The sequence below is a fragment of the Stenotrophomonas maltophilia group sp. P373 genome (assembly GCF_053295075.1).
Map to the genome: position 1 here is coordinate 2,511,861 of NZ_CM129994.1, position 17,341 is coordinate 2,529,201.

Sequence of the window (17,341 nt, forward strand, 5' to 3'; positions counted from 1 at the left end):
CGTCCGCACGATGGCGGCCGCGTCGACACGGCAAGCCTTCAGGGGCGGGCCGCGGGACGTTTGCTACATGTCCGGCGGCGGCGGCTGACCGGGAGTGACGGCCACAACATAGTGGGGATGACGCGCACCGTCAACACAAGATGCGGTAATCACGACATGCCGCGACGATCAGTCGCAGGATGCCGTGTTGCAGCGGCGACGCCTTGTCGACATGCCCTGCGTCCCCAGTTCGGTACAACATCCACTTTCCCCGGAACACCGCCCCATGCGCGCTGCCCAGTACTCCTCCTTCGGCAACCCGGCCGACGTCCTCGCCATTGCCGATGCCGCCCTGCCCGAGCCCGGCCCCGGCGAGGTGCGCATCCGCACCGTGCTGGCCTCGATCCACAACCACGACCTGCTGACCGTGCGTGGCCTCTACGGGTACAAGCCGACATTGCCCGCGATCGGTGGCAGTGAAGCACTGGGCGTGGTCGATGCACTCGGCGATGGCGTGGACGGCCTGCAGATCGGCCAGCGGGTGGCCGCCGCCTCGGTGCACGGCACCTGGGCCGAGGCCTTCGTCGCACCGGCACGCATGGTGATTCCGATGCCGGAGGCGATCCCGGACGAGATGGCCGCACAGTTGATCGCGATGCCGCTGAGCGCGCTGATGCTGCTGGAATTCCTGCACGTCCAAGCAGGCCAGTGGATCGTGCAGAACACCGCCAACGGCGCGGTCGGCAAGTCGCTGGCGATGCTGGCAAAGGCGCGCGGCGTGCACGTGGCCAACCTGGTGCGCAATGCCGCGGCCGTAGCGCAGTTGCAGGCGCTGGGCATCGATCATGTATTCGACACCTCGGTGGACGGCTGGAAGGATCGCGTGCGTGAAGCGACCGGCGAAGCACAGGCCGCGGCCGCGGTGGATTCCATCGGCGGTGATGCCAGCGGTGACCTGGTCGACCTGCTCGGCCACCACGGCACGCTGGTGTCGTTCGGCGTGATGAGTGGCGAGCCGATGCACATTCCAGCCGGCGGCCTGATCTACAAGGAGGCCACGGTGAAGGGCTTCTGGGGCAGCAAGGTCAGCCAGGCGATGGCGGTGGAGGACAAGCGCCGGCTGGTCGGCGAGCTGCTCAAGCGCGCGGCCAGCGGCGAACTGACCTTGCCGGTGGAGCAGATCTTCGCGCTGGACGATATCGCCCAGGCAGCGAAGGCCGGTGCTGGGTCGGGACGCAATGGCAAGGTGCTGCTGCGGCCGTGATGCTAGGCACTGGATCCGGCGGCGCCGCGCGCCGCCGTCATCCCAATGGATAATGTCTACATCGTCTTTGCTGAAGAAGGAATCACGTTGAGCGGAATGAATGGTCGGAAGGTGCTGCTGGCGACCTTTCTCGGGAGCAAATCCCCTCCTGACGATGTTCGGCCCTCCGAAGACTACTGGAGGTTGATCGGTACCAACGGGACCATTGTTCTTGAGGAATCCCAGACTTCCATGACCAGGCATCAACGTGGCATGAGGGTGCTGGTCCAGTTTCCTGAAAGCATCACGGATATGGGGCTTGCTTGCCACAACGACATACCGGACAGCCTCTGGATTTTCGTCTCCGACCTGATAATTCACCCAGTCGATTGAATGGATCGGGGTTGAATGCAGTAGCGGCGCCCGGATACGGTCCGCCGCTGCCTGTTCCGGTCGTTAAGAACCTGTGATGTATAACTGAATGCGCTTTCGTCATTGGAAGGCGCAAGTACCTGCATGCGGTACTGACGGCTCCTCCCCCGTTCGGCGTTGCCGCTTCCATGTACCGCACCACCCTGAACCTGCTTGCCGGCGCGATCGCGCTGGGCCTCACTGCTGGCACCGCCAGCGCCTCTGAAACCACCGATGCCGGCAAGGACAGCACCACCCTCGGCGCCGTGCTGGTGACCGGCTCCAACATCAAGCGCAGCGATACCGCCGGGCCCAACCCGGTGCAGATCGTCAGCCGCGAACAGATCGAGCAGACCGGTCGTTCAACACTCACCGACGTGCTGCGCAATCTGTCGGCCAATGCCGGCAACAGCTTCGACGAGCAGTACACGGGCAGCTTCGCCGCCGGCTCTGCCTCGATCGGCCTGCGTGGCCTGTCACCGAAGAACACGCTGGTGCTGGTCAACGGCTACCGCGTGTCCAACTTCGGCTTCGCACTCAATACCCAGGACACGTTCGTCGACCTCAACGCGTTGCCGATCAGCGCCGTCGAGCGCATCGAAGTGCTCAAGGACGGCGCCTCGGCGGTGTACGGTTCCGATGCCATCGCCGGGGTCATCAACATCATCCTGCGCAGGAACTTCCAGGGCGTGGAAGTCGGTGGCGGCTTCGGTACCGCCACCCAAGGCGGCTTGAACGAACGCAAGGCCAACCTGTTGGCCGGCTTCGGCGACCTGGAGCAGCAGGGCTGGAACGTGCTGTTCGGCTTGGACCTGCTCAAGCGTGATCGCCTCGACGCCGACCAGCGCGCCTATACCCGCAGCGGCGATTTCCGCGACAAGCCCGGCGGACGCCTGGCCGGCTGGTCCACCGCCGGTGGCAACTGGCTGTCCAACCCACGTGCACCTCAGCCGTTCGCCAACTGCCCCGAGGGCAGCCAGCTGCGCCCGTACAGCGACTTCGGCAGTACCCTGCCCGGCCAGGCCTGCGCCTTCAATGCGCAGCCGTTCAAGACCCTGCAACCCGGCGCCGAGCGCCTGCAGGCCTCGTTGAGTGCAACCTACCGCTTCAATGACAGCGTCGAGGCGTTCGCCGATGTGCTGTACAGCCACAACAAGGCCGACCAGATCTTCAGCGCGCCGCTGACCGTCGGCCCCGGCCTGCGCGCGTACAACCCGGCCACCGGCACGCTGATTGACGTGCCGGCGGTGCTGCCGGTCGGCCACCCGAACAACCCGGGCAGCACGCCGCTGCCGTTCGAGTACACCTTCTTCGATCTCGGCCCGCGCCTGAAGGACAACACGCAGGTGTTCTACCGTGCCCTGGCCGGCGTGCGCGGCAGCGGTGAACGCTGGGACTGGGAAGTCGCGGCGCTGACCTCGCAAAGTGCGCAGCGCGAGTACGTCGACAATTTCGTCAACCGCTATGCGTTCGAACAGATCCTGCGCGACGGAAGCTACAACTTCCTCAACCCGTCCGCCACGCCGGGCGCGCTGGATGCACTGCGTCTGCAGACCAAGCGGCCAGGCTGGTACACGCTGCACGCGTTGAACCTGAAAGCCTCGACCTCGCTGTGGGAGCTGCCCGCCGGTGCGGTCGGCTTCGCCTGGGGCGCGGAGTTCCGCAAGGAATCGCTGGATGCGCGCACCAGTGCCCAGGTGCTGTCGGGCACCGAACTGCGCCCGGCGATCAACGTGGTCAACGGCGAGCGCCAGGTCAGCGCCGCCTACGCCGAACTGAGCGTGCCGCTGCATCGCACCCTGGAACTGCAGGTAGCCGGTCGCGGCGATCACTACGATGACTTCGGCAAAGCGTTCTCGCCCAAGGTGGCGCTGCGCTGGCAGCCGCTGGACAGCCTGCTGCTGCGCGGCTCGTTCTCGCGCGGCTTCCGTGCACCGTCGCTGCCGGAGATCGCGCCGGGCCAGACCGTCAGCTACGGCTCGGTGATCGATCCGCTGGACCCCCTGCAACCGGGCGGCAGCCGTGGCGTGACCAACATCCGCACCGGCAACCCGGACCTGAAGGCCGAGCGCTCGCGCAACTTCAACGTGGGTGCAGTGTGGTCGCCGGATGGCGACACCAGCATCGGCCTGGACTGGTACCGCATCGAGCAGGACAACCTGGTCAAGCCGGACAGCGCGCAGTTCATCGTCGACAACCCGACGCTGTTCCCGGGTCGCGTGCAGCGTGACGCGCAGGGACGCATCCAGTTCATCACCAACCAGTACGCCAACCAGGGCGAACTGACCACCTCCGGCCTGGACCTGGATGCCAGCCGCACCTTCCGTACCGACGGCTGGGGCAACTTCACCGTGGCCGGCAGCTGGACCCACCTGCTGAGCTTCAAGCAGCCGCTGGTGGCTGGCCAGTCGCCGTACGAAGGCGCCGGCAACAACCGCCACGGCGCACTGCCGCGTACGCGCGGCACCACCTCATTGAACTGGGCGGTGGGCGACTGGAGCAGCACGCTGAGCCTGCAGTACGTGAGCGGCTACGACCAGCGCGTGGCGACGGCGACCAGCAATCCGGGGCTGCGTAACCGCGTCAAGCCGTATCACCAGCTGGACCTTTACGTGGCGTACGAGGGAATTCCGAATACCACGCTGTCGCTGTCGGTGCTGAACCTGACCGACAAGGATCCGCCGTTCGATCCGGCTGGCGGTTCCAACGGCTTCGACATCAGCCAGTACAACCTGCGCGGACAGTTCGTCTCGCTGGGTGCGCGCTACCGGTTCTGATGCGCCAACGGGGCGGCGATGATGCGCCGCCCCGTTCGCGTTGCCGGCCAGCGGCCGGCACTACCATCACCGGCTCAGGTGCAGGAACTGCAGGTGCCGTTCGTACTGGCTGATGATGTCGTTGATGATCTGCTTGCGGCTGTAGCCCACCAGGTCGTAGTCCTGGCTGCCTTCGAACAGATGCACCTCGGCGCGGTAGTAGCGCTGGTTGCGCAGCTGCTGCGCGGCAAACGACGGGGTCAGGTAGCCGCTCAGGATCACCCGGTACAGGAAGTCCTGCTGCTCGCCGTGGTTCACCGTCAGCTCCATGTCGCCAGCCTCGAAGCGGGTGGATACATCCCAACCCTGCCCGCGCAGCTGTTCGGCCACCGCCTCCATCGCCGGCTTCACGGTGTCATCCATGAAGCGGTAGACCTGGTCGCGCACCGGGAAGTGCATGGCCTGGCTCAGGCGCTGGCGCCAGCCCTGATGATGGCGATCGTCTCCGATCAACGGCGACGGCCGGTACTGCAGCGCGCGCTTGCGGTGCGACTCGTCACTGAACGCGCGGGTCAGGCCCCACATCATCAGCAGCAGGATCGCCGAGAACGGCAGCGATGCCAGCACCACCGCCGATTTCAATGCATCGATGCTGCCGGCCAGCAACAACCCTGCGGTCAGCACCGCAATCACTGTGCCCCAGAACACGCGCAGCCAGCGCGGACCATCGTCTTCGGGTGATCCACCATGCGACGACAGCGTGGACAACACCACCGCCCCCGAATCAGCGGAGGTCACGAAGAAGATGAAGCTCACCAGCACCGTCACCGCGATCACCGTGCGGCTCCACGGGTAGCCATCCAGCAGTGCATACAACACGGTCGGTGGGTCATCCACCGCCAGCTGCGCCAGTTGCTGCTGGCCGTGGTGGAGCACCTGGTCCAGCGCGCTGTTGCCGAAGATCGACAGCCAGGCCAGGGTGAAGCCGAGCGGGATCAGCAGCACCCCGAACACGAATTCGCGGATGGTGCGGCCACGTGAGATGCGCGCGATGAACAGGCCGACGAACGGTGCCCAGCCGATCCACCAGGCCCAGTAGAACACCGTCCAGCCGCCCAGCCATTCCGGTCGGCCGCCATAGGCGTACACATCGAAACTCTTGCCGACCACGCTGCCCAGGTAGTCGCCCAGGTTCTGCATCAAGGTACTGAACAGGTACTGCGTCGGGCCGGCAAACAGCATGAACAGCACCAGCGCGATCGCCAGCAGCATGTTGATGTTGGCCATCCAGCGCACGCCCTTCTCGACGCCGGACACGGCCACGGCCACGGCCGCGCCCATCATGCTGACCACCAGGATGATCTGCACCAGGTTGGAGTGCGGAATGTCGAACAGGTGCGAGAGGCCGGCATTGAGGTGCAGCACACCGAAGCCCATGTCGGCACCGATGCCGAATACGGTGGCGACGATGCCCAGCGCATCCACGGTGTAGCCGATCGGGCCATTGATGCGCTTGCCGATCAGCGGGTACAGCGCCGAGCGCAGGGCCAGTGGCAGGTTGTGGCGATAGGCGAAGTAGGCCATCGCCATCGCCGCCAGCGCGAACACGCCCCAGCCGTGCAGGCCCCAGTGCAGGAACAGCAGCTGCATGGCCTGGCGCGCGCCAGCCTCGCCTGCGGCCGGATCGCCCTGCGGCGGCTGCAGGTAGTGGGTCAGCGGTTCGGATACGCAGAAGAAGAACAGGGTGATGCTGATGCCGGCGGCGAACAGCATGCCGGCCCATGAGAGGTAACTGAACTCCGGCTCGTCATGGTCGGCACCCAGCTTGATGCCACCGTACTTGGACAGCGCCACGCCCACCACGAACACCAGGTACAGGGTCATGGCCAGCAGGTAGTACCAGCCGACGTTGAGGGCGGCCCAGTCCTGTGCCTTGAGCAGAAGGCGGCCCGCGCCGAGCGGGAACAGGCTGACGAACAGCGCGAACGCCACGACAACGATCGCCGCGAAGGCGAACACAGGCCGAAGGGTGCGCACCGGGGATTGTTGCGGCTCCAGTACTTCCATGGGGCGGCGTTCTCCGGTAGATCAAAGGGTTAGCCGACCGATTCTGGCTGAACCGCAGTGGACAGAGCATGAAGTTGCGGCCTGTGGTCGCAGGCCCTTCCGCTCATTCCGTGGTATCACGCGCGCGCTGCGACGCACCCTTGCTTGCGCGGGCCGCGCGTACCGCCTGCGGCGCGGCCACGCGCATCCTGTCCGATCACGACATTACATGCACCGCACACAGCTTGTTGCCATCCGGGTCACGCAGATAGGCCAGGAACACCTGCCGACCGGACATGTTGCGGACGCCGGGCGGATCTTCGATGGCGGTACCACCGTGAGCCACTCCAGCTTCCTGCCAGGCACGCACAGCCTCTGCACTGCCCAGACTGAAACCGATGGTGCCACCGTTGGCATGGCACGCTGGCTGCCCATCGATCGGCGCGGTTACACCGAACATCCGTCCATCCTTGAAGTACAGCAGCCGTCCCTTCTCGTCGAATACGCCCGCACGCGCGGCCATCGCAGCGAACAGGGCGTCGTAGAAGCGACGCGCGGCATCCATGTCGTTCGTTCCTACGGTGATGTGGCTGAACATGCGGGCACTCCATGTGGAAAACCGCAGTGTCGATGAGCGCGGGCGACTTCGCAAATCGCTGCATCATCGCCGCCCCGCTCGCGACCGGGCGTGCTGCTACTTGGCGGTGCTGAGCAGCAGTACCGCCGCCGTGACCAGGGCGATGCCAACCCAGCCGATCGGCCGCAGGCGGTTACCGAACAACAGGCGGCCGCAGGTGGCGGTGCCGATCACGCCGATCGCCCCCCACATCGCATAGGCCGTGGCCAGATCCATGTAGCGTACGGCCTGGCCCAGCAGGGCGAAGGCGATCCAGACCAGGACGATCGCACCGACGCCCCAGCGCCAACGACGGAAACCTTCCGACTTGGCCACCATCATGTTGGCGGCGACGTCGGTCAGCGCCGAGCAGATCACGAAAAACAGGGCCAGGGTATTCATCAGTGCGCCTCCCCGAGGGTGACGCAGACGATGCCGGCCACGGCCAGCAACAGGCCGGCCAGCTGCTGCAGCGACAGGCTCTCGCCGAACACAGTGAGGCCGACCACGGTCAGCAGGGTCAGGCCAAGGCCTTCCCACACCGCGTAGGCCACGCCCACAGCAATGCGGCGCACCGACTGCGCCAGGAAGAAGTAGGACAGCGCCAACGCGCCGGCCATGATCAGGTAGCCGCTCCAGCCGCCGTCGCGGGCGGCATGGGCCATGAACGAGGTGCCGACCACCTCGGCGATGATCGCCACGGTCAGGCAGGCCCAGGCGGCCAGCGCGCCACGGGCGGGAACAGTACGGGACATGTGAAGCTCCTTGCAGGGCGGGGACCGCGCCGCCTCCTCAATGGGTCCACGGCATGCGTGGAGGGTCCGGAACGCCCCGCAGACAGGGGCGACGACGGCCAGTATCATCGCCTTTTACGGTGGTATCAAAATAGATCCCATCGACAGGAGCGATGGATCAATGCCCTATTCCCCTGAATCCCTGCAGGCCTTCGTGGAAGCCGCCGCGCTGGGCTCGTTCTCGGCGGCGGCGCGCCGCCTGCGCAAGACCCAGTCAACGGTCAGTACCGCCATTGCCCATCTGGAGGCCGACCTGGGGGTGAGCCTGTTCGACCGCAGCGGGCGCTACCCCCGGTTGACCGAGGCCGGGCGCCAGGTGCTCGGCCATGCCCAGGAAATCCTCGCCGCCGATGCCCGCCTGCAGCAGTTGAGTGTGCGCCTGGCCGCGCCGGTCGAAGCGCGGCTGACCGTGGTGTTCTCCGACGTGTACCAGCTCGATCCGGAGCAGCGCGTGCTGCAGCGCTTTGCCGAAGCATTCCCGGAGATCGAACTGGAATGGCTGGATGCCGAAGGCGATGACGTGCTGGAGCTGGTCGGCAGCGGCCGCGCCGCGCTGGGCCTGCTGCCGCAACAGGAAAGCTATCCGGATGGCCTGATGGCCCGGCCGTTGGCCCATCACAGCGAACTGTCGGTGTACGTGGCGCGCGAGCACCCACTGGCCAGCGCCGGCCGTCGCAGCGCCGCACAGCTGGCGCGGCACCGGCAGGTGCGATTGAGTGCGGAGGTCGATCAATCCCACATCGTCACCGGCCTGGCCTGGACCGCCACCGACTATCTGATGGTGATGGAGATGGCCGAGGACGGCATCGGCTGGGCCGAGCTGCCGCGGGCACTGGTGCAGCGTTATGATCGCGGGCGACTGGTGGAACTGACGCTGCCCGGCTGGCCGCGGCGCATCCACAGCGACCTGCTCTGGCGCCGCGACGCGCCGCCGGGACCGGCCGCACTGTGGTGGGCCGACGCGTTGGGGTGATACGAGTTGCCGGCCAGCGGCCGGCACTACCGGTCAACGATGGGCGAGCGCGTAATCCAGTGCCGCGCACACCGCGGCCACCTGCGCGTCGTTGCACTGCTGCGGGGTCGCCCGGGAGCTGTCCGGGTAGACCTCGGTGGTGGTGGTGAACTTCGCACCGGTGATGCCCGCGCACAGTCCCAGCTTCACCAGCGGATATTCGATCACGCCGTGGGCCACCAGCGGCGAACCGATGATCTCGCCCTTGTCGTCAGCCGGCGCGATGTGGGTGACCTTCTCCACCGCGGCGATCACCGCCTGCTGGAAGGCCGGCTGCGGGTTCTCGCTGTCATCCACCAGGTAGAAGCCATCGGGGATCAGGCCCGGTTCGAACGGCTTGCCGTCACGCGCGGCCAACGCCGGGCGGAACTCGCTCTCGTCGCTGTCGGTGGTCTCGTGCAGGTCGATGTGCAGCACGAACTGACCCTTGATCGGTGCGATCAGCTCGATCAACGCGGTCGACTCGCGGGCCGGGCCGTCGACACGAAAATTGCGGTTCGGGTCGATCGCATCGAAGTTCCAGCGGTTGATGCGCTCGAAGCCCCACGGATTCACGCAGGGTGCCACCAGCAGATTGGCCTTGCCGGCGTAGTCGGCGGCGTGCTTTTCGAGGAATTCCAGCGCGCCCATCACGCCGCTGGTCTCATAACCGTGCACGCCACCGGTAACCAGGGCAGCCGGCAGCGCCGGGTTCCAATCGCGGCTGCGCAGGGCGAACAGGGTGTAGGTCTCGCCAGCGTAGTCGAGCTGGCCATAGGCCACCTTGTCGAAGCGCGGGGCCAGCGCCTCGATGCGCGGCAGCACTTCCTCATCATAGCGACGCAGGCGCTGCTGGCGGCCACGCCACGTCTCCCGTTCCGCCGCTCCCCACGGCTGGCCAGGGGTTCCGACGGGGTAGAAGGCGGCTTGGGACATGGCAGATCTCAGCGAGTCAGGAAGCAATCCCCCACTCTACCACTGGGGGAACAGCGTGAACCGGCGGCGCATTCCATTGGCGAATGGAATCAGCAATAATTCTCATTTACCGCCTTCCACAGCCCGCACCGATGCCCATCCCTGCCCTGCAACCGGCCCGCCTGCCGCTGGCCGCCGCCCTTACCCTGTGCCTGCTCCCGGCCGTCACCGCCTTCGCCCAGGACGGCACCACCACGCTGGACAGCATCCAGGTCTCGGGCAGCTGGCTGGGCACCGGCCTGCATGACAGCGTGAAGAGCTTCGCCGGCGCGCGCACCGTGGTCGACCGCCAGCGCATCGAGGCCAGCGGCGCGGCCAGCCTCGGCGATGCGATGCGCCACATCCCCGGCGTGCAGGTCACCGACAACTCCGGCACAGCGGGCAGTTCGGTGTCGCTGAACATCGGCGTGCGCGGCCTCACCGGGCGCTACTCGCCGCGCTCGACCGTACTGTTGGACGGCGTGCCGCTGGCGGTGGCGCCGTATGGCCAGCCACAGCTGTCGTTCGCGCCGACCAGCCTGCCCAACATCGAGTCGATCGACGTGGTGCGCGGCGGCGGCGCGGTGCGCTACGGGCCGCAGAACGTGGGCGGCATCATCAACTTCAGCACCCGCTCCATTCCCACCAAGGCCGGTCTGCACGGCGAAGCCGGCATGCGCTACACCGCCTACGACCGTGGCGGCGGTGACAGCACCCAGTACAACGCCTTCCTCGGCGGTACCGGCGACAATGGCCTGGGCGCGGCCCTGCTGTACTCCGGCCAGGATGGTCGCGGCTGGCGCCGGGGCAGCGATGACCGCTTCAATGATCTCGCGCTGAAGTTCGCCTACGCCATCGATGCGCAGCAGGAACTGCGCGCCAAGCTGTCCTACTACGATGTGCGCTCGCTGACCCCGGGCGGCCTGACCCGCACCCAGTACGAGGCCGATCCGTTCCAGAACACCCGCCCCACCGATTTCTGGAAGGGCCACCGCACCGGCGTCGACCTGGGCTACACCAACACGCTGTCGGCCAACAGCGAGTTCGAGGTACTGGCCTATTACAACGAAAGCAGCCGAGCCAGCTCGCTGATCAACGCCGCCAATACCCAGCTGACCGTGCAGCCGCGCGACTACCGCGTGCTCGGCATCGAGCCGCGTTACACCCAGCGCCTGCACTGGGGCAGCAGCGTGCATGACATCACCGCGGGCTATCGCTTCCTGCGCGAGCGCGGCAACGACCGCAGCTACACCGTCACCCGCCGCACCGGCGTGGCCAGCGCCACCACCCGCTTCGACAACGCCACCGATGCGCATGCGTTCTACATCGACGACCGCATCGCGATCGGCCAATGGCGGATCACTCCGGGCGTGCGCATGGAATGGATCGACATGGACCGCCGCCAGGCCGGTGGCGCGGCAACCTTCAGCAGCCGCAACGACAAGGCCTTGCCCTCGCTCAACATCGCCTACCTGCTGACCCCGCAGCTGACCGTGTTCGGCAACTACACCACCTCGTTCGGGCCGGTGCAGAACATCCAGCTCAATTCGCAGACGGCCAACAACCCGCTGAACCCGGAAATCGCCAGGACCACCGAGCTGGGCGCGCGCTGGCAGGACGGCGCCCTGCGCGCGGAAGTGACCGTGTTCAAGATGCGCTTCGACAACCAGATCCTGCAGGTGCCGGGAATCACCCCGCCGACCTTCCAGAACATCGGCGCCACCGACCACAAGGGCGTGGAGAGTGCACTGGAGTACCACTTCGCCGAGGACAGTGCGCTGGCCGGGTTGGAGCTGTACGCCAACTACACCTGGACCAAGGCGATCCAGCAGTCGGGCGACAACCGTGGCCTGGACGTGCCGTTCTACTCGCGCGACACCGACAGCGTCGGCGCCCGCTACGCGCTGGCCGGCTGGACCTTCAATGTCTCCAGCACCCACCAGAGCGGCCAGTTCTCCGATGCCGCCAACACCTGGGAAGAAACCGCCGACGCGCGCGTGGGCCGCGTGCCGGGCGTGCGCCTGTGGAACGCGCAGGTGGCCTGGCAGGTGCCGGGCCTGGGCGACAGCGAGATTGCGCTGGGCGTGAACAACCTGGCCGACAAGCGCTGGTACACCCGCAACGTTGATGGCAACGCCGGCCGCATGGTGGCCGCGCCGCGCACGTTCTACGTGCAGGGCCGCTACCGCTTCTGAGGCGGTAGCCACCCGATGCGGTGACGGTGGCGCTCACGGTGGCGGCGTATCATGCCGCCACCATGTCACTGCCTGTTTCGCCATCGCGCCTGCATCTGGCCTTCCAGGGCCTGCGCCTGCGCCTGCGTGGCAGCGACCTGTGGTTCATCGCGCTGGCGTTGCTGGTCGGCTTGATCGCCGGCTACCTGACCCTGCTGCAGTCGGGCATCGCGCGCTGGCTGCAGGGCACGCTGTATGGGCTGGACGACGGTATGCGCCTGAGCTCCCTGCCCTCGCTGACATGGACCGCGCTGCTGGTGCTGCCGCTGGGTGGCCTGCTGGTCGGCCTGGTCAGCCTGGCCGCGACCCGGCTCAAGCGGCCCCTGCTCGATGCGGTGGAAGCCAATGCCCTGCATGGCGGCCGCATGTCGATGCGCGACAACCTGATCGTACTGACCCAGACCCTGCTGTCCAATGGCTGCGGCGCCTCGGTGGGTCTGGAGGCTTCGTATACGCAGATGGGCGCCGGCAGTGGTTCGCAGCTGGGCCGGGTGATGCGCCTGCGCCGCAATGACGTGCGCATCCTGGTCGGCGCCGGTGCCGCCGGCGCCATCGCCGCCGCCTTCGGTGCGCCACTGGCGGGTGCGTTCTATGCGTTCGAGATCGTCATCGGTGCCTACACGCCGGCCGCACTGGCACCGGTGGCAGTGGCTGCACTGGCCGGCGCGTTCGTGGCCGACCAGGCTGGCATCGAGGCCTACCTGCTGCCCGCTGCCTCGACCATCGACGTTCGCGCTGCCGACTACGCCATCTACGGCCTGCTCGGCTGCTGCTGCGCGATGGTCGGCATTGCCATCATGCGGCTGATCGCCTCGATCGAGGGCACGGTCAAGCGCAGCCCGCTGCCTGCCTGGGGTCGGCCGGTGGTCGGTGGACTGCTTCTGATACCGCTGGCCCTGGCCAGCCCGCAAGTGCTGTCGTCCGGCCACGGCGCGCTGCATCTGGACCTGACCACGCACCTGCCGCTGATATGGATCGGCGGCCTGTTGACCCTGAAGTGCCTGGCCTCGGGCATCTCGCTGGGCTTCGGCTTCCGTGGCGGCCTGTTCTTCGCCTCGCTGTTCATGGGCACCCTGGTCGGCGCGCTGTTCGCCGGCCTGCTGGCCATGGCCACCGGCGTGCCGGTGGTCGACGCCACCTCCGCCGCGCTGGCCGGCATGGCGGCGCTGGCCGCAGCCGTGGTCGGCGCGCCGATGACCATGGCCATGCTGGTACTGGAAGGCACCCACGACTTCCTGCTGACCAGCGTGGTGATGAGCGCGGTGCTGGTGTCCAGCACGCTGGTACGGCAGTGGTTTGGTTATTCGTTCTCGACCTGGCGCATGCACCTGCGCGGGGAGACCATCAAGAGTGCCCGCGACGTGGGCTGGGTACAGAACCTCAACGCCGGCCGACTGATGCGCAAGGGCGTGGCCACCGCCCCGTCCGACCTTGACGCCGAGGCGTTCCGACAGCGCTTCCCGCTGGGCTCGGGCAGCCGGGTGATCCTGATCGACAGCGAGGGCCACTACGCCGGCATCGTGCAGATTCCGCGCGTCTACAGCGACGGCGTGAAACCGGAGACGGCGATTGGCGAGCTGGCCGAGAACCGTGACGTGTCGCTTTCGCCGTCCGCGGACGTGGTCAGCGTGATGCAGCGCTTCGACCAGACCCAGGCCGATGAACTGGCCGTGGTCGGCGCCGACGGCCAGGTGCTGGGCGTAGTGTCCGAAGCCTTCGTACGCAAGCGCTACGCCGAGGAGCTGGACAAGCGCCAGCGCGAACTGATGGGCGAGCGCGTCGACGACACCGACTGACCCCGCAAAAAGGGGACGGAGGGGATTAAGTCGCTTCTGGCACTTCCGAAATCCACGCATGGCGTGGATCTACTGTCACCTCGACCGGGTAGACTCCGGCCATGCGCTTCATTGAGACTTTCCAGGCAGGTCCCTTCGCCGACACCGTGGTCAGCCTGCTGGCCGCCTTCGTGCTGGGTACGTTGATCGGTGCCGAGCGCCAGTACCGGCAACGCACCGCCGGCCTGCGCACCAATGTGCTGGTGGCGGTCGGCGCCGCCGCCTTCGTCGACCTCGGCATGCGCATCGCCGGCAGCGCCGAGGCGGTGCGGGTGATCTCCTACGTGGTCTCCGGTGTCGGCTTCCTCGGCGCCGGCGTGATCATGAAGGAAGGCATGAACGTGCGTGGCCTGAACACCGCCGCCACCCTGTGGTGCTCTGCAGCGGTCGGCAGCTGCACCGGCGCGGACATGCTGGCCGAGGGCGTGCTGCTGACCGTGTTGATCATCGCCGGCAACACCCTGCTGCGGCCGTTGGTGAATGCCATCAACCGCATTCCGATCAACGAGGCAGCGACCGAAGCCACCTACGAGGTGCGCCTGAGCGTGGATGCCGACGCCGTGCCGCGGGTGCGCGAGCGCCTGGTCGATGCGCTGGAAGCGGCGCAGTATCCGGTGGGCGATGTGCAGGTGGTCGAGCATGCCGACGCGCCTACCGATGTGATCGCGGTGCTGGTCAGTACGGCCGTGAGTGCCGATGAACTGGACGTGGTGCTGGCACGGATGGAGCAGGTGCCGGGCGTGCTGCATGCCACGTGGGAAGTCAGTACCCGCGATTGATTCATCCACGCATGGCGTGGATCTACCGAGTTCGTGGTGCAGTAGATCCACGCCATGCGTGGATGCGCTTCTCTCACCCACCCGTCATGCGCTGCTGTGCCCGCAGCAGCTTGCGGAATGAACCGCACTGCCGCGCGTCCTGCGCTTCCGGGCAGGCCGCTGCGCGCTGCAGGTGCCGGCGCACCCGCTGCAACCGGGTGATCTGCCGCTGCAGCACCTCGGCTTGTGCCAGCAGCGCCTCGCGGTCGAGTGAGATGCACCCCTGCTGCGACGGCAGCGATGCACCGATCTGCTGCAGCGACAGCCCGGCCGCCTGGCCCAGGCCGATCAGCGCCAGCCGTTCCAGCACCTGCGCGTCGTACTGCCGGCGCAGGCCGCGGCGCCCCAGCGCCTGCAGCAACCCCAGCTGTTCGTAGTAGCGCAGGGTCGAGGCCGGCACGCCACTGCGCTTGACCACCTCGCCGATATCCAGTTCGCGCACGGGCTTGACCTCAAGTGACCTTCAAGCACCAAGCTATGGGCAACTACCCGGCGAGGCAAGGCCATGGCAAGCACATCTCCCATTGATCAGAACGCCCTGTGGAACGGCCCTGGCGGCCAGGCGTGGGTTGCGCAACAGGCTGTTCTTGACGGCCTGTTCCAGCCGATGGCTGACCTGCTGGTCACCGAACTTCCTGAGACCGCTACCGAACTGCTCGACATCGGCTGCGGCACCGGCGCCAGCCTGCTGGCCGCGGCCGCAGCGCGTCCCGCGGCACATTGCACCGGCCTGGACATCTCCGCGCCGATGCTGGCGCTGGCCCATCAGCGCGCCAAGGCGGCAGGACTGGATGCGGACTTCATCGTGGCAGACGCGCAGCGCCATCCGCTGCCGCCCGCGCACTTCGACTGGATCCAGTCGCGGCTGGGCGTCATGTTCTTCGAGGACAGCCAGGCCGCGTTCGCCAACCTGCATCGTGCCACGACACCGGGCGCTGGGCTGCGCTTCATCGCGTGGCGCAGTGCCGGGGAGAATCCGTTCATGACCACCGCCGAGCGCGCCATTGGCGATGAACTGGATCTTCCGCCCCGCGTACCCGGCGCACCGGGACAGTTCGCTTTTGCCGATGGCGAGCGCGTGCAGCGCCTGTTGCAGGCCGCCGGCTGGAATGACGTGGAAGTGGTTGCGGTGGACCTGCCCTGTTCGCTCGCCCGCGAAGACCTGCCGACCTATGTCGGTCACCTGGGACCGTTGGGACTGGCCCTGCGATCGATGCCGGAAGCCCGCGCCGCAGTGCTTCGCGAAAAAGCACTGGCCGCATTCGCGCCGTTCATCGAAGGTGACCGCGTTCGCGTGGATGCCGCCTGTTGGTTGATCCGCGCCCACGCTTGAAAAAAGGGGACGGAGGGGATTAAGTCGCATATGCCCCGGTTGTGCCGGAAACGACTTAATCCCCTCCGTCCCTTTTTTTGCTAGAGGGCCTCGCCGGCGTCGGCCAGGCGCGATTCGATCAGTGCATACCACTGCTGCAGCACGTCGATCAGCATGTCCAGCTCGGCATCGGTGCGCTGTGCGCGGCCACTGCGCAGGCAGGCCTGGGCTTCCTGCAGCTGGGCCAGGAACCCGGCCACGGTATCGGCCTGCAGGATCAGGCCCGGCAGGCGCCGCCCGGGGATGCGCACCACGGCATGGTTGCCGAGCTGGCCATACACGCTGAGCGTAGCTTCCGTCTTCATGGAGAGGGGCAGGAATTGGGCATTCATCGCGTGCACCGTTTGGAAACCTGAGCCGCAGGCAGGCGTGGACGACGGGGGAGACGTTGCCACGCCTGCCGGCGGTCAGGGGGGACTCGGGATGCCGGGGCATCGCCCCGGCGCAGGAAGGTCAACGTGGCTGTGCCATCCCGGCGATCTGCACGCGCCGGTTCGGCGCCAGGCAGGCAATCAGCTCGCGCCGGTTGCGCTGCTCGCACTGCACGATCGGCTCGGCCGCACCGCGTCCTTCGGCACTGATGCTGGCTGCAGGCACGCCCCCCTGCACCAGGGCGTTGCGCACGGCATCGGCGCGGCGCTGCGACAGTGCCTGGTTGTAGCTGGCGCTGCCAATGCGGTCGGTGTAGCCGGTTACCTTGATCGACTGCACCTGCGCGGCCTCGCGTACCTGCGCCAGGATGCCCTGCACCGCCTGCTGGCCTTCGGCGCTGAGTACCGCGCTGTCGAATCCGAACAGCGCGTCGGCCGACAGCCGCAGGGGCTGCTCCGGCAGCGGTGCCGGTGCCAGCGGCGCTGGTGGCCGCGGCGGTTCGAGCACGGCCGCGCACGACTCCGGCTTCCAATAACCGCCCTGCGCGATGCCCTTGCTGTCGAAGCGCACCTGGAACTGGCAGGTGAAGTACTCCGCGCCCTGCGCGGTGCGGAAGTTGAACAGGTAGTTCCACTCGCGCACGCCCCACATGCCTTCATTGAAGTGCGGCGTGCCCAGCAGCGTGTACAGCTGCCGCTTGCTCATGCCCGGCGCGAAGCGGCGCAGGTCGGCGACGTCGGGATAGATGCCTTCCTTCAGCGAGGCCCTGGAGGCCTCCGGGAAGTGCACGGCGGTGGCTTCGGCAGGACCGTCGGCGGCCGGCGCATGGCTGCGGCAGGCGGCCAGCAGGCCCATCCCCAGGATCAGGCCCAGCGTGGCGGCATAGTGGCCGGCGCGGGCGATGCGATGCTGTTTCATGT

General features: G+C 67.1%; 16 protein-coding genes. 8 read left to right on the forward strand and 8 right to left on the reverse strand.

Annotation, left to right across the window (positions count from 1 at the left end):
* The first annotated feature begins 265 nt into the window (after positions 1-265).
* From ACSYHF_RS11690 to ACSYHF_RS11700, 3 genes are all read left to right on the forward strand, one after another.
* Positions 266-1,243 (forward strand): zinc-binding dehydrogenase, encoded by a 978-nt coding sequence (locus ACSYHF_RS11690; protein WP_065179191.1) that lies wholly within the window; start codon positions 266-268, stop codon positions 1,241-1,243.
* A 45-nt stretch (positions 1,244-1,288) separates the two neighbouring features.
* A complete protein-coding gene (locus tag ACSYHF_RS11695; protein WP_095377111.1) occupies positions 1,289-1,615 on the forward strand; it encodes a hypothetical protein in 327 nt (108 codons plus the stop codon).
* Positions 1,616-1,782: 167 nt separating this feature from the next.
* A complete protein-coding gene (locus ACSYHF_RS11700) occupies positions 1,783-4,410 on the forward strand; it encodes a TonB-dependent receptor (protein ID WP_447575678.1) in 2,628 nt (875 codons plus the stop codon).
* Positions 4,411-4,476: 66 nt separating this feature from the next.
* Here ACSYHF_RS11700 and betT read toward each other — a convergent pair whose 3' ends face one another.
* The 4 genes from betT to ACSYHF_RS11720 form a co-directional block, all read right to left on the reverse strand.
* Positions 4,477-6,456, reverse strand: a complete 1,980-nt coding sequence (gene betT, locus ACSYHF_RS11705; RefSeq protein WP_005416952.1) for a choline BCCT transporter BetT — start codon at positions 6,454-6,456, stop codon at positions 4,477-4,479.
* Between the two features lie 196 nt (positions 6,457-6,652).
* A complete protein-coding gene (locus ACSYHF_RS11710) occupies positions 6,653-7,033 on the reverse strand; it encodes a VOC family protein (RefSeq protein ID WP_021204273.1) in 381 nt (126 codons plus the stop codon).
* Between the two features lie 96 nt (positions 7,034-7,129).
* Complete coding sequence (locus tag ACSYHF_RS11715; protein WP_111128000.1) at positions 7,130-7,453, reverse strand: DMT family transporter; 324 nt, start codon at positions 7,451-7,453, stop codon at positions 7,130-7,132.
* The gene (locus ACSYHF_RS11720; RefSeq protein WP_069138326.1) at positions 7,453-7,806 is read right to left on the reverse strand and encodes an SMR family transporter; all 354 of its coding nucleotides are present in this window, start codon (positions 7,804-7,806) and stop codon (positions 7,453-7,455) included. The genes ACSYHF_RS11715 and ACSYHF_RS11720 overlap by 1 nt, the downstream gene beginning before the upstream one ends.
* Before the next feature lie 160 nt (positions 7,807-7,966).
* On the opposite strand from ACSYHF_RS11720, the gene ACSYHF_RS11725 reads away from it, so the two are divergent.
* Positions 7,967-8,818: a LysR family transcriptional regulator gene (locus ACSYHF_RS11725; RefSeq protein WP_005416961.1), complete on the forward strand. Its 852-nt coding sequence runs from the start codon at positions 7,967-7,969 to the stop codon at positions 8,816-8,818.
* Positions 8,819-8,851: 33 nt separating this feature from the next.
* On the opposite strand, the gene ACSYHF_RS11730 is transcribed toward ACSYHF_RS11725, so the two are convergent.
* Complete coding sequence (locus tag ACSYHF_RS11730) at positions 8,852-9,772, reverse strand: M14 family metallopeptidase (protein ID WP_111127998.1); 921 nt, start codon at positions 9,770-9,772, stop codon at positions 8,852-8,854.
* Between the two features lie 131 nt (positions 9,773-9,903).
* Here ACSYHF_RS11730 and ACSYHF_RS11735 point away from each other — a divergent pair, with 131 nt between their 5' ends.
* The 3 genes from ACSYHF_RS11735 (at position 9,904) to ACSYHF_RS11745 (ending at position 14,638) form a co-directional block, all read left to right on the forward strand.
* Positions 9,904-11,985 (forward strand): TonB-dependent receptor family protein, encoded by a 2,082-nt coding sequence (locus ACSYHF_RS11735; RefSeq protein WP_111127997.1) that lies wholly within the window; start codon positions 9,904-9,906, stop codon positions 11,983-11,985.
* A gap of 62 nt (positions 11,986-12,047) precedes the next feature.
* Positions 12,048-13,820 (forward strand): chloride channel protein, encoded by a 1,773-nt coding sequence (locus tag ACSYHF_RS11740; RefSeq protein ID WP_194441940.1) that lies wholly within the window; start codon positions 12,048-12,050, stop codon positions 13,818-13,820.
* A 101-nt stretch (positions 13,821-13,921) separates the two neighbouring features.
* Entirely contained in the window at positions 13,922-14,638 is a 717-nt protein-coding gene (locus ACSYHF_RS11745; RefSeq protein ID WP_005416969.1) for an MgtC/SapB family protein, read from the forward strand.
* 73 nt (positions 14,639-14,711) lie between these two features.
* Here the strand turns inward: ACSYHF_RS11745 and ACSYHF_RS11750 are convergent, their stop codons facing one another.
* Positions 14,712-15,119: a MerR family transcriptional regulator gene (locus tag ACSYHF_RS11750; RefSeq protein ID WP_111127994.1), complete on the reverse strand. Its 408-nt coding sequence runs from the start codon at positions 15,117-15,119 to the stop codon at positions 14,712-14,714.
* A 63-nt stretch (positions 15,120-15,182) separates the two neighbouring features.
* Here ACSYHF_RS11750 and ACSYHF_RS11755 point away from each other — a divergent pair, with 63 nt between their 5' ends.
* Entirely contained in the window at positions 15,183-16,010 is an 828-nt protein-coding gene (locus ACSYHF_RS11755; protein WP_447575679.1) for a class I SAM-dependent methyltransferase, read from the forward strand.
* 80 nt (positions 16,011-16,090) lie between these two features.
* On the opposite strand, the gene ACSYHF_RS11760 is transcribed toward ACSYHF_RS11755, so the two are convergent.
* Together ACSYHF_RS11760 and ACSYHF_RS11765 are read right to left on the reverse strand one after the other, a co-directional pair.
* Positions 16,091-16,354 carry a DUF6959 family protein gene (locus ACSYHF_RS11760; RefSeq protein WP_223224455.1) on the reverse strand — a complete coding sequence of 88 codons (264 nt, stop codon included), beginning with the start codon at positions 16,352-16,354 and terminating at the stop codon, positions 16,091-16,093.
* A 148-nt stretch (positions 16,355-16,502) separates the two neighbouring features.
* Positions 16,503-17,339, reverse strand: a complete 837-nt coding sequence (locus ACSYHF_RS11765; protein WP_329915918.1) for an OmpA family protein — start codon at positions 17,337-17,339, stop codon at positions 16,503-16,505.
* Positions 17,340-17,341: the final 2 nt, after the last annotated feature.